Raw genomic sequence first — 12,759 nt, 5'->3', positions numbered from 1 at the left:
TTTAATTTAAAATTAAAAAGTACTTATATCTGGGTCTGGCGCAGGGCTTGCTAGAATTGCACGAATGCACCTCAAATCGCTCACGCTCAAAGGATTCAAGTCCTTCGCGTCGGCGACGTCTATGAAATTTGAGCCCGGCATCTGCGCCGTGGTTGGTCCCAACGGCTCCGGCAAATCCAATGTCGTCGATGCCCTCGCGTGGGTCATGGGGGAGGGCTCCGCCAAAACGTTGCGTGGCGGCAAGATGCAGGACGTCATCTTCGCCGGTGCGGGTGACCGCAAGGCCTTGGGTCGCGCCGAGGTGACGCTCACCATCGACAACGCGGATGGTGCGCTGCCCATCGAGTACTCCGAGGTCTCCGTCACCCGCCGCATGTACCGCGACGGCGCGAGTGAATATGAAATTAATGGTGCCAAAGCCCGCCTCATGGATATTCAGGAGCTGCTCAGCGACTCCGGTATCGGCCGCGAGATGCACGTTATCGTCGGGCAGGGCAAGCTCGCGGAGATCCTTGAGTCGCGTCCGGGGGACCGCCGTTCCTATATAGAAGAGGCGGCCGGCGTCCTCAAGCACCGCCGCCGCAAAGAAAAGGCGCAGCGCAAGCTCACCGGCATGCAGGCGAACCTGGATCGCCTCCAGGACCTCACGGATGAGCTGGGTAAGCAGCTCAAGCCCCTCGCGCGACAGGCGGAAGCCGCGAAGCGCGCCGCCACGGTCCAAGCGGATCTGCGCGACGCCCGCCTGCGTCTCGCCGGCGATCAGGTCGTGCGCCTGCGCGCCGAATACGACAACGCGGAGAAACAAGCCGAGCTCCTCGCTGAACAGGTCGCCACGCTCCAAGCTCAGCTCGAAGCTGCAGAAGAAGCCCACGCCGACGTCGAGGCCCAGCTCGCCGTCGCGGCACCGGCTGCCGATGCCGCCCAAAAGCTGTGGTTCGATCTGTCCTCGCTCGTCGAGCGCGTCTCTGCGACCCAGCGCATCGCCACCGAGCGCGCCCAGAACGTCGGCGCCCAGGTCGCCTACTCCGGCCAGGATCCCGAGGATCTTGAGGCCCGCGCTGCGCGTGCCGACGAGGAACACGAGATGCTCCTCGAAGCGGCAGCGGAAGCCGCCATGCGCCTGGAGTCCCTGCGCGAAACCTTGCTGGAGAAACGGGAGGCCTTCGAGGCCGCCGACCGCGAACACATGGCCCAACTGCGCGCCATTGCGGACCGCCGGGAGGGCGTTGTCCGTCTTATTGCCGCGGAGGAGTCGCTTACTGCTCAGGTCGAGTCCGTCGAATCCGAGCTCTCCCGCCACGAGGAGACCCTCGGTTCCACCCGTGAGCGCACGCAGGCCGCCCAGCGCGAGGCCGACAGCGTCGCGGATAAGCTGGCGGCCCTCGATGCGGAACGCCAGCCCCTCGAAGAAGCCCACGTGCGCGCCGCTACGGAATCCGATGCCGCCGATAAGCGCCTCGAGCAGCTGCGTGACGGCCAGCGCGAACGCGAACGCGCCGTCTATACGCTGCGCTCGCGCATCGAGACGCTGGCAACCACCGCGCCGGAGACCGCTGATCTCGGTCCCGACTTCCATCCGCTCGCGGACTTCCTCACGACCTCGCAGGAAACGGCCGTCGCCGCGGCGCTGGGCGCCTTCGCCGACGCCCAGGCCGGCAGCCTCACCCCTGAGCTGCTCACGCAGCTTTCCGATGCCGCCCGCGCCACGCTCTTCGACACCTCCACGTACCACGACCCGGGGGACTGGCGCCTCGACGCGACGCTCCCAGGTGGCTGCTCGTGGCTACTCGACCACGTCACCGCAGTTCCGGAAGTCCGCGCCGCCGTCACGCGGCTCCTCGCCGACGTCGTGCTTGCCCCCGACGCGTCTGCAGCCCGCGCCCTCGTCGCGGAGGATCCGCGCCTGCGCGCCGTGACGCCTGACGGCCTTCTCGTCGGTGAGGGCTGGGTTCAAGTCGGCACTGGCGCGCAGACCACCGTCGAGGTCGCCGCCCGCATCGCCGCCGCCGAAGCCGAACTCGTAACCGCCCAAGCGGAGCTCGAGGAACTTTCCGGCACGTTCGAGGGCGCCAAGCTCGCCGCGGAAGACGCCCGCGTCACCGCCGCCTCCGCGAAGGCCGCGCTGCGCGAGCACGACACGCAGATTGAGGCGTGGAAGCGCGACCACCAGCGTCTCCTGTCCCAACATGCGGCGAATAAGGCGGAGCACGAGAAGGCCGCCGCTCGCGCCACGGACATCGAGGTCCAGCTCACGCAGCTGCGCGAGCAACTCGCCGAGGCCCGCGACCGCCTCGCCCGCGTCGACGCGGACGACACCCCAGACGAGCCCAGCTCCCAGGTCCGCGACGAGGCGAACGCCGCCCTCGAACAGGTCAAGGCCATGGAGGTCGAGGCCCAGCTCGCCGCGCGCTCCGCCCAGGACAAGGTCGCCCAAGTGGCCGGCCGCGGCGATGCCCTGCGCCGCCAGGCTGAGCACGAACGCCAAGCGAAGGCCCGCCACGAACAATCCATGGCTCGCCGCCGCGCGCAGGCCGAACTCGCCAGCACCGTCGCCCGCCACGCCCGTGACCTCGCCGCGCGCGCGAGCCTCGCCCTGGATCGCGCCACCGAAGAACGCGACGCCGCGCTGGCCGAGCGCACCCGCCTCCAATCCCACGTCCAGCAGGCCGCGGCCCAGGTCTCCGCCGCGCGCTCGCAGCTCGACCGACTCACCTCGAACGCGCATAACTCGGATATCGCACGCTCCCAGGCCCAGGTCCGCCGCGACGAGGCCGAAGCTAAGCTTGTCGAGCAGCTCGGCCTGTCGATGACGGATCTGCTCCGCGATTACACGCCGGGCGAGGACTTCGACCGCGCCGCGGAGACGAAGCGCCTCAAGCAAGCCGAAAAAGACTTGAACTCCCTGGGCAAGGTCAACCCGCTGGCCCTCGAAGAATACAAAGCGCTGGAGGAGCGCTACACCTTCCTTTCCACGCAGCTCGATGACGTCATCCAGGCGCGCAAGGACCTCACCGGCGTCATCGAAGACGTCGACGAACAGATTCTCCAGCTCTTCACGGACGCGTGGAACGATGTCGAGGCCGAGTTCCCCAAGGTCTTTCAGACCCTCTTCCCAGGCGGCGAGGGCCGACTCGTCCTCACCGACCCAGACGACATGCTCACCACGGGTATTGAGGTTGAGGCTCGCCCGCCGGGAAAGAAGGTCAAGCGTCTGTCCTTGCTTTCCGGTGGCGAGAAGTCGCTCACCGCGCTGGCCATGCTCGTGGCCATCTTCCGCGCGCGCCCCAGCCCGTTCTACGTCATGGACGAGGTCGAGGCCGCCCTCGACGACGTCAACCTGCGCCGACTCATTGCGCTCTTCGAGGAGCTGCGCAAGGACTCGCAGCTCATCGTCATCACGCACCAGAAGCCGACGATGGACATCGCAAACGTGCTCTACGGCGTGACCATGCGCGGCGACGGCGTTACGCGCGTCATCTCGCAGCGCATGACGCGCGCCGGCGACGCCCCGGGCTCGGAGGCCGCGGCTGCCGATGCCGCGCGCCTCGGCGTGGACGCCCCCGCTAGCCGGGGGTGAGTCGCGGCTTTGCTGTGCCCGACTCGTGTGTCTTTGGCACTATAGAGAGCATGAACACAACTCTTACCGTCGTTATCGTCGTTGCTCTCCTGCTTCTCATCATTCTTGGAGTGATTATTGGAGGCAAGAAGCGCGGCGAAGCGAAGAAGGTCTCTTTCGAGAAACCGGCTGAGATTGAGGAAAAGCAGCTCACGCAGGAGCAGAAGTCCGGCAACTACCAGGCCCAGGGCGGCTTTAACTTCACGCAGGCTGGCCCAGCAAAGGAGCCGGTGACTCCACCGTCGAACCCGAGCGCACAGCCGGGTTCCGCTGAGCCGAGCGCAACGGCGATGGCCAACGAGCAGCTGCGCGGCGAGACTCCGAAGACTGAGCCTAAGACGCCGGAGCCCGTGAAGTCCGAACCCGCTGCGCCGGTCCAGGACTCGAAGGTCGTCGAGGAAACTAAGCCGGAGCCGGTGAAGTCTGAGCCGACCGCCCCGGTTCAGGAGCCGGAAGCGGAGAAGCCTGCTGCGGGTGCTGCAGCTGCCGGTGCCGCAGGCGCTGCTGCTGCAGCAGCTGTTGGTGCGGCGGCGACCGAGAACGTGGAGGCCGAGAACGTGGAGGCCGAGGAGGCCGCTGCACAGGCAGATGCCGTAGCGGAGACCACACGCGACGAGGTCGAGGAAGAATCCGCGACGGAAGACTCGCCGGTCTTTGACGAGGTCGCCGAGGATCCGGATGACGCCGACATCGCAGATGCGGTGGACGACATCGAAGACGACGCGGATCTCGAGCGCACCCAGGAGGCTGCGGCTGCGGCCGAGGCACAGACGGCATCGGCCGCTGAAGCCCGCGAGGTCACCGAGGTTCCGGAGGAGCCGACGTCCGAGACCGCGTCCGAGGACACCGAGCTGGTGGAGACGCCGGCACAGCCGACGGAGGACATTGCGCCAGCGGCTGGTCGTCTGGGCAAGCTGCGTGGACGCCTGTCGCGTTCGCAGAACGCCATCGGACAGGGCCTCATGGGCATTCTGTCCGCGGGCGACCTGGACGATGACGCGTGGGAGGAAATCGAAGATACCCTCATCATGGCGGACCTAGGTACCAAGGCCACGATGAAGGTCACCGAGTCTCTGCGCGAGAAGATCGCCGAGCGCGGCGTGAACTCCGAGGCGGAGGCCCGTGAGATGCTCCGCGAGTCGCTCATCGAGGTCGGCCACCCGGAGATGGATCGCTCCATCAAGGCCATGCCGAACCAAGGCAAGCCGGCGGTCATCATGGTCGTGGGCGTCAACGGCACCGGCAAGACGACGACCACGGGCAAGCTCGCCCGCGTGCTCGTCGCCATGGGCCACCGCGTCCTGCTCGGTGCGGCGGATACGTTCCGTGCCGCGGCCGCTGACCAGCTCGAGACCTGGGGTCGCCGCGTCGGCGCCGATACTGTGCGCGGCAAGGAGGGCGCGGATCCTGCGTCCGTCGCATTCGATGCCGTCGCGAAGGGTGTGGAGCAGGGTGTCGACGTGGTGCTCATTGACACGGCCGGCCGTCTGCACACGTCGACTGACTTGATGGACCAGCTGGGCAAGGTCAAGCGCGTGGTCCAGAAGAAAGCCGAGGTCGACGAGGTCCTCATGGTCATCGACTCAACCGTGGGCCAGAACGGCCTCGTACAGGCGCGCGTGTTCCGCGAGATCGTGGATATCACGGGCGTCGTGCTCACGAAGCTCGATGGCACCGCCAAGGGCGGCATCGTCTTCCAAGTTCAGGAGGAGCTCGGCGTGCCGGTCAAGCTCGTGGGCCTGGGCGAGGGCGCGGATGACCTCGCGCCGTTCGAGATTGAGGGCTTCGTTGACGCCCTGCTTGGCGACAAGAAGTAAATCGAACACGTGATGAGCTCCGCAGTGAACTGCGGAGCTCTTTTTATATCTGCTTAATCGCCGACGGTCTTCGACGCGACGAAGTCCGGATCCTCGGCGCCGTCCGCGTCGATGATGAAGTCGCCGTCGCGCATGTCGACGCTGAACGTCCAGGCGGGGAGTGCGTCAGGAAGATCGGCGGGGGCGATCGTGCTGAAGTCGTCGTTCATCGTCACGACGATATCGCCACGCGCGATAGACGTCGTTTGTGAGCACATGGGAACTGCGGTGTGTTCCGGATTGAGGGTGGGTTCCTGGACCGTCACGGCGGTGGAGTAGCCGCCGTTGCCGAAGCGCAGCCCGACACGTTCATCTGCGCTGCTCGCAACGTCCACGAGCGTGGGGAGTGCTTTGATGCCACCGTCGAATTCGAGATTGAGATTAAAGCACAGGCGCCCCCAGCTCGATCCCACGACGTCGTCCATGGTGAGCTGGTTAACGTCGCTGAGCCACGTCCGAATATTCGTGCTCCCGCCTGCGAATTCGATGGCGGTATCGGGTGACTCGACCGTGTCGAGGCCCTCCGTGGTGCGTGCGAAGCGTTCCTGATCGAGGGGGATGGCGCCGGTGCGGGCATCCTTGAAGCCTTCGCCGGGAGCCTGGACGTTGTCGAAACCGTCAAAGTTCGTGAGCACGCCGAGCTCGACCGCGCGGTTGGTGAGCGCCATGAGGTCGTTGGCCAGGGGCGCGACTCGTTCCACATTGTCTGAGGCGGTCATCTGGAACTGCTCGAGCGGAGTTCCCTTTGGGCCGAAAACGGAGAAGAGGGGAGTGGACTGCATCTCGGTGTCTTCGAGGCGGTAGACCGTCCAGTCCGCGAGCGCTGGATCCTTAAATGACGTGGGTTCTGCTACTTCTTCGGTTTCCATGCCCTCACGGAATTCCGTGGCTTCGACAAAATTGATCATGGAGATGAAGAGTCCCGGCTTATCCTCGCTGTCGACGGCAGTCATGCCGGCGCAGGATTTTCCGTCGAGGAGGACGTCGCTTGCGGTCGAATCGGCTCCGACGTCGAGTCCCGCTGACTCGTCGAAGCCCGCCTGCACGAGGAAAGGCATGGGCAGCTCGCAGTTGGCGAGGCGGCCGTCCACAAAGAGACGTTCCACATCGCCGTCTGCGAGGGGGAATTCTGTCTCCGACTGTTGGTTGGGCAGATCTTCTTTTGACTTGAGCTCGGGCAGCGCCGAACACCCGCTGAGTGCGAGGAGGGCAACGGCAGGCAGTGTGAGAAAGCGAGGGTGCATAGCGGTGTCCTTAGGGGATAGTGAAGTTATTTCACCTTACCTAACCATCTCGTTACCTGCATCACACATGCGGGCGGGGTATGGGGGCATCGGAAAGCTCTGTGCCTTGTCGAACGAACGAAAGGTAATGTGACCTGGGACGAGCCCCGATGGTAGGGTTGAAAACGCTGTATTTAATGCGCATCTGTCCTATTTCAACCAATGTTTGTGAGGCGAGTTCTTTCGTGACTCTTAGCTTTGTTGTCCTCCTCGCAGCCTTGGCATTGATCCTTGCACCCGGGCTCGTCAAGCTCATGGACCGGCAGGCGGGTTACCCGCTTGCGGTCCTTTTTGTTGTGGCCGCGGGGCTCATCATCTCTCGTCTGGGGGACGTGCTGGACGGCACGCCTCTCACCGTCACGTATACCTGGGTTCGCAATTTCGTGGAACCAGGCATGGACGTGAGCGTGTCCCTGCGCGCGGACGCGCTGAGTGCTTTCTTTGCCTTGCTTGCTCTTATCATCGGCGCTGTGGTGTTTACCTATTCCGCGGCGTATCTGCCGAAGAAACAGGGGAATACCAGTTTCTACGTCCTGATGACGGCATTCATGCTGTCCATCCTCCTGCTGGTGTTGGCTAATGACGTGGTGTTGCTCTTCGTCGCGTGGGAGCTTGTCTCCCTCGCGTCATTCATGCTCATCGCGCGTTCCGGCTCCGGCGGCGAGGCAGGCTCCCAGCGCACGTTGATCCTCACCTTCATTGGTGGACTCACCTTGCTCACCGCGCTGGCGATTGCGGCGACGGCAGCAGGGACGACGCACATTGAACTCATTCTGGCCTCTGACGTGTGGGCACAGCGCCCGGGCCTGACCGCGGGCGTCGCGGTGCTCGTGGCGATTTCCGCGTTTACGAAGTCCGCGCAGTTCCCATTCCACTTCTGGCTCCCAGAAGCCATGGCGGCGGCGACCCCGGTCTCGGCCTTCCTGCACGCCGCGGCCGTCGTCAAGGCGGGCATCTACCTGCTCGTGCGTTTCTCCACCATCTTCCACGACGTGGCCGTATGGAACTGGCTACTTATCGTGGTGGGCATGGGCACGGCGATCATGTCCGCCGTCTTCGCGGTGCAGAAGACCGATCTGAAGAAGCTCACGGCATACTCGACCGTCTCGCACCTGGGCTGGATTGTGGCGACCATCGGCGTCGGCACCCCCTTCGCCATCGCGGCCGCCATCGTGCACACGGCGGCGCACGCGCTGTTCAAGTCTTCGCTGTTCATGCTCATCGGCGTCATCGACCACGAGGCGGGTTCCCGCGACATTCGTCGCTTGGGCGTGCTGTGGAACAAGATGCCGTGGACGTTTGGTTCCGTGGTCATCGGCGCAGCCTCCATGGCGGCGGTCCCGCCGCTGCTGGGTTTTGTGTCCAAGGAAGGCATGCTCACCGCGTTTGAGGATGCCCCGATTGGCTCAGTCGGCCAGGTGATCCTGTTGCTTGCCGCGGGCATCGGCGCGTTCTTTACCTTTACGTATTCCGCGAAGATCGTCTTCGGCGCCTTCTTCGACGGCCCGCGTGATGTGAGTGGCGTCCACGAGGCGCCGGTGCGCCTGTGGCTCCCGGCCGCGTTGCCCGGATTCATGTCCTTCCCGCTCGTGTTCATCATGGGGCGTGCGGACGAGCCTGTCGATGCCGTCGTGGATGCGGTCGGCTTAGAGTCCCACACCCACTTGGCACTGTGGCATGGTCTTACCATCCCGCTTCTCATTTCAGTGACGGTGCTCGTGCTCGGTGTTGTGGGCGTTGTGTTCCGCAAGCGCTTCTGGGCCGCGTTCGAGTCCCGCCCATTCCTGCCGCGCAGCGGCAACGAGCTCCTGCACTCCATGCAAAAGGGCGCGACGTGGATTGGTCGCCAGCTCGGCCGCATGTCCGATACGCATAATCCCTCGCGCCTCATGCTGCCTATTGTGCTGCTCATTATCGTTCTTGCAGGTGCCGCTCTCATTGGCGAGGGCGTCGACGGCGTCGCGTTGGCACCGCGCGTTCCTGGCTTGGACAACCCGTGGGATATCATCCCGCTGCTCATCGTGGCGCTGTCCATGATTGGCCTGGTGCGCACGCACAACCGACTCACCGGTGCTGTCATGATTGGTATCGCTGGTGCGGGCGTGACGCTGCAGATGCTCATCATGGGCGCGCCGGACGTGGCGCTTACGCAATTCCTCGTTGAGGCGTTGTCGGTCATCGTCATGATGATGGTCCTGCGTTACCTGCCGGAGCGTTTCCACAACGTGCAGAACACCTCGCGTCGCACGGGCTCGATTGTCATCGCCATCCTTGCTGGTATCGCCGCCTTCCTTGGCGTGTGGGCTCTCATGGGCCGCCACGAGCGCTCGAGCCTCGCGGAGTGGTACCTCAACGAGGCACCCGGAATTACTGGCGGCGACAATGTCGTGGCGACCATCATCGTCGAGTTCCGTGGACTCGATACCTTGGGCGAGCTGTCCGTGCTGGGCATGGCTGCCGTCGTTATCGCTGCGATTACCTCGACGCTGCCGCGTTTCCCGTTTACCTCGGGCACGCGCCCGGCGCCCTTCGGCCAGTCGCAGCTCAACTCCGTGCCGCTGCGCAAGGCCCTCATCCTTGTGGCGCCGATGCTGGTTATCTTGTCGCTCATCGTCTTCTACCGCGGACACCAGGTCTCGGGCGGCGGCTTCCCGGCCGCGCTCATCATGGGTGCCGCGATCGGCTTGGCGTACCTGTCCCGTGGCTCGGATGAGATCGTCTTCGGCCGCATGACGCCTATCCACCTCACCGGTATCGGCATCCTTGTTGCGCTGTCCGCCGGTTTTGTGGGCTACTTCCATCACGGCTGGGGCAACGGCGGCTTCCTTGCTGCTATTCACGCCGAGGCCTTCGGCCAGCACTGGACAACGTCCATGATCTTCGACTTGGGTATTTACCTTGCGGTGCTGGGCATGCTCACCATGGCCATCAACGCCCTGGGTGGTTACTTGCGCCCCGGTACAGAGCGTGACTACCTGCCGTGGGTCCACGGGGACGACTCCTCGCTGCCCACGACGCCGCGCATCACTATGGATAACGCGGACGATCCGTACCCGGCCCCGATTAACCCCTCGACCGACCCGTTGGCCTTGCTCAATGAACGCGAGGCTCGCACCAAGAAGCCGTCTGTTCGCGCAGCACGGATGAAGGGGGAGAAGTAAATGTATCTCGCACTTACCATTGGTATTTTGATGGCCGCTGCGGTCTATCTCATCCAACAGCGTGGCCTTGTCCACATCGTGTTGGGCATGATGGCCTTTAGTCACGCTGCGAACCTCACGTTGCTGGCCACGGGCGTCTACTCCTACCGCGGCGAATCCTTCCCTTCCCGCGTCGATGCCGCCGAGATGGCAGACCCGCTGCCGCAGGCTTTCGTGCTTACGGCGGTTGTTATCTCCATGGCGACAACGACGATTTTGCTTACCATGGCGGCCATGGGCGCCAACGACGACACGGATGTCGTCGAGCCGGTGGATGACAACACTGTCGACCACGCGTTTAGCACCTTGGGTCGCGACGCAAAAAACCGCGACATTCTGGAACGCTCCGCAAATGCGGTGCAGCGCATTAAGAACCCGGATGAGGGCGCGCTTTCTCCCAACGCCGCGAATGCTGAAGGGGGCGAGAAGTAATGCAACTTGCAAGTCAGCTCCTCCCGCTGTTCCCCGCGGTCCCGCTCGTTTCTGCTGCGTTGGCTCTGCTGGCGCCGTGGCGCCGCGTGCGTGACGCCATCATGCTCATCATCCCGGGTATCGGCATCTTCGCCGGCCTTGGTCTGCTGGCGTTTACGTCGCAGAACGGCGTCGTCGCGCATACCGTGGGTCTGTACGTGGGCAATGCCGGTATCGCCTTTGCGGCCGACTCTTTCTCAGCATTGCTCATTATCACGACGATGATCGTCTCGTTCGGCGCGAACTGGTTCGCCATCGTGGGTGGCGAGACCAAGTCTCGCTACTATCCTGCGTTGACGCTCATTCTCATCACCGGCGTTAACGGCGCGCTCATCACCGCGGATCTCTTTAACTTCTTCGTGTTCATTGAGGTCATGCTGCTGCCGTCCTACGGCCTCATCACTATGTCCGGTACGTGGTCGCGTCTCGCGGCTGGCCGTGCCTTCGTCCTCGTCAACCTCTTTGCGTCGACGTTGCTTATGGTGGGCGTGGGCTACATCTACTCGGTCGCTGGGGCGGTCAACCTCGCGGCGCTTAAGGGCGCTGCCGCTGGCAACGGCCAGGTTACCGTCGCGGCCGGACTCATCGTCATCGCCATCGCAGCGAAGGCGGGTGTCTTCCCCGTGCAGTCCTGGCTGCCGCGTACCTACCCGGGCACCTCGGCAGCGGTCATGGGCCTGTTCTCCTCGCTCCACACCAAGGTCGCCGTCTACATGCTCTTCCGCCTGTGGGTCGTGCTCTTCGACATGGACGCGCGGTGGAACGTACTCATCATCGTCATCATGATCATTTCCATGGCGATTGGCGCCTTTGGCGGCTTGGCGGAAAACTCCATCCGCCGCGTGCTGGGTTATCAGATGCTCAATGGCATGCCGTTCATCTTGGTCATGCTCGCCTTTACGGGCGAGGACCCGCAGCGCGCGCTGGCCGCCGGCATTCTCTACACGATTCACCACATGATTACGGTGGGTTCGCTCATCCTGGCCTCCGGCGCCATTGAGGAAACGTATGGCACCGGAAACTTGTCCAAGCTGTCTGGCTTGGCCCGCCGCGACCCGCTCATCGCGTGGATCTTCGCAGCCGGTGCCTTCTCCATCGTGGGCTTCCCGCCTTTCTCCGGTATGTGGGGCAAGGTCATGATCGTCTTCGAGGTGGCGCGCACCGGTACCGCGTGGGCCTGGGTCGTCATCACCGCTATTGTCATCGCGTCCTTCGCGGCCTTCTTGTCCATGCTGCGCGTGTGGCGTGAGGTCTTCTGGGGCAAGCCGCTGCCGGTGGAGAAGGTGCCCGATGAACTCGTCATTCGCAAGTACCTCATGGCGCCGTCTTTGGCGCTCATCCTGGGCTCGCTGTGTATGTTCATCTTCGCCGGCTTCGTTGTCGACGTGACGCTCACGGCGTCGGGCGATCTCCTTAATGTGGATGCCTACTCCGCCGCTATTTTGGGCGATGACCCGGTGGGCATGCCGCAGCTCGATGGAATTCAGGAGGGCCGTTAAATGGATATTAAGCGGATTCTGCATGGCTGCGTCTATGCACCGTGGCTCGTCAAAGAAATCTTTGTCGCAGGTTTCTCGCTCGCACTCGATTCTTTGAAGCCGAATAATGGCTATCATCCGGTCGTGTTGCGTTATCCGCTGCGCGTGACCGATGCCTGGGATATTTTCTGGTTCACGTCGTCGATTACGGCGACGCCGGGAACGCTGTCGCTGGGTTTGCGTGAACCTCCGCGTGAAGGTTTACCGCGCATCGTCCTCGTTCAAGCGGTGCAGGGCGACGATCCTGCTGACGTGATGGCAAGCCTCGCAGACATGGAAGAGCGCGTGGCACCCCACGTTAAGGGCATCGACTATGGCGTGCCCGGACAAGGAGACGCGACAGAGCTCGACCCAGCGTTCTACGAATATACTTTGGAGACCGTTGGCCGGCACATGCGCGCGCCGGATATGGCTCATGCGGATGACACACCGCTGGCTGCAGATGACACGCCGAAGACGACACCGGCTGATCTCCTCCGCGCCAACCGAAAGGAGCAGAAGTAATGATTGACTTCGCGAATCTTTCCCTCTTCGGGTGGATTGTTGTCATCTGCATCTTCATCATGGGAGGTGCCGTGTGCGCGGGCCTCCTGCTTGCCTTGCGCTCGCGTGATGAGCTCACCCGCACGGTGATTTCGGACCTCGTGTTCTACGGCATGATCGCCATGTTTATTTCGTGGACGCTGCTCAACGACATGTCCATTGCGTACGACATCGTGTTGCTGGCAGCCATCGTCGCCGGCGTGCTGCCCACCCTGTCGATGTCCCGCATTATTTCGAAGGGCAGGAGGTAAA

The 12,759-nt window shown here is 63.6% G+C and carries 8 protein-coding genes; 7 read left to right on the top strand and 1 reads right to left on the bottom strand.

Going from position 1 to position 12,759, the window contains the following annotated elements; all coding sequences use genetic code 11:
* Positions 1-64 precede the first annotated feature (64 nt).
* On the top strand, positions 65-3,577 hold the full coding sequence (gene smc, locus HMPREF3227_RS10080) for a chromosome segregation protein SMC (RefSeq protein ID WP_066512744.1): 3,513 nt from the start codon (positions 65-67) through the stop codon (positions 3,575-3,577).
* 50 nt (positions 3,578-3,627) lie between these two features.
* Positions 3,628-5,433 carry a signal recognition particle-docking protein FtsY gene (ftsY, locus tag HMPREF3227_RS10075; protein ID WP_066512738.1) on the top strand — a complete coding sequence of 602 codons (1,806 nt, stop codon included), beginning with the start codon at positions 3,628-3,630 and terminating at the stop codon, positions 5,431-5,433.
* 53 nt (positions 5,434-5,486) lie between these two features.
* Here the strand turns inward: ftsY and HMPREF3227_RS10070 are convergent, their stop codons facing one another.
* Positions 5,487-6,716: a hypothetical protein gene (locus HMPREF3227_RS10070; RefSeq protein ID WP_066512735.1), complete on the bottom strand. Its 1,230-nt coding sequence runs from the start codon at positions 6,714-6,716 to the stop codon at positions 5,487-5,489.
* Between the two features lie 224 nt (positions 6,717-6,940).
* Between HMPREF3227_RS10070 and HMPREF3227_RS10065 the strand changes: the two genes are divergently transcribed.
* The 5 genes from HMPREF3227_RS10065 to HMPREF3227_RS10045 are packed head-to-tail and all read left to right on the top strand — an operon-like array spanning position 6,941 to position 12,758.
* Positions 6,941-9,916, top strand: coding sequence for a DUF4040 family protein (locus HMPREF3227_RS10065; RefSeq protein ID WP_066512729.1), 2,976 nt, complete (start codon positions 6,941-6,943; stop codon positions 9,914-9,916).
* Positions 9,917-10,387, top strand: a complete 471-nt coding sequence (locus HMPREF3227_RS10060; RefSeq protein WP_066486995.1) for a sodium:proton antiporter — start codon at positions 9,917-9,919, stop codon at positions 10,385-10,387.
* Positions 10,387-11,925: a monovalent cation/H+ antiporter subunit D family protein gene (locus HMPREF3227_RS10055; protein WP_066486992.1), complete on the top strand. Its 1,539-nt coding sequence runs from the start codon at positions 10,387-10,389 to the stop codon at positions 11,923-11,925. Before HMPREF3227_RS10060 ends, HMPREF3227_RS10055 begins: the two co-directional genes overlap by 1 nt.
* Entirely contained in the window at positions 11,926-12,468 is a 543-nt protein-coding gene (locus HMPREF3227_RS10050) for a monovalent cation/H+ antiporter subunit E (protein ID WP_231732349.1), read from the top strand.
* Positions 12,468-12,758: a cation:proton antiporter gene (locus HMPREF3227_RS10045; RefSeq protein ID WP_066486988.1), complete on the top strand. Its 291-nt coding sequence runs from the start codon at positions 12,468-12,470 to the stop codon at positions 12,756-12,758. The genes HMPREF3227_RS10050 and HMPREF3227_RS10045 overlap by 1 nt, the downstream gene beginning before the upstream one ends.
* Position 12,759: the final 1 nt, after the last annotated feature.

It is taken from the genome of Corynebacterium sp. CMW7794, from assembly GCF_001563605.1.
Lineage (GTDB): Bacteria > Actinomycetota > Actinomycetes > Mycobacteriales > Mycobacteriaceae > Corynebacterium > Corynebacterium phoceense.
This window is presented reverse-complemented; position numbering and strand designations above follow the sequence as displayed.

Bases quoted from the DNA above. Each gene is read 5' to 3' on its own strand.
- smc (WP_066512744.1), top strand. From the start codon at position 65: ATGCACCTCAAATCGCTCACGCTCAAAGGATTCAAGTCCTTCGCGTCG.
- HMPREF3227_RS10070 (WP_066512735.1), bottom strand. From the start codon at position 6,716: ATGCACCCTCGCTTTCTCACACTGCCTGCCGTTGCCCTCCTCGCACTC.
- HMPREF3227_RS10045 (WP_066486988.1), top strand. From the start codon at position 12,468: ATGATTGACTTCGCGAATCTTTCCCTCTTCGGGTGGATTGTTGTCATC.
- HMPREF3227_RS10055 (WP_066486992.1), top strand. From the start codon at position 10,387: ATGCAACTTGCAAGTCAGCTCCTCCCGCTGTTCCCCGCGGTCCCGCTC.
- ftsY (WP_066512738.1), top strand. From the start codon at position 3,628: ATGAACACAACTCTTACCGTCGTTATCGTCGTTGCTCTCCTGCTTCTC.
- HMPREF3227_RS10060 (WP_066486995.1), top strand. From the start codon at position 9,917: ATGTATCTCGCACTTACCATTGGTATTTTGATGGCCGCTGCGGTCTAT.
- HMPREF3227_RS10050 (WP_231732349.1), top strand. From the start codon at position 11,926: ATGGATATTAAGCGGATTCTGCATGGCTGCGTCTATGCACCGTGGCTC.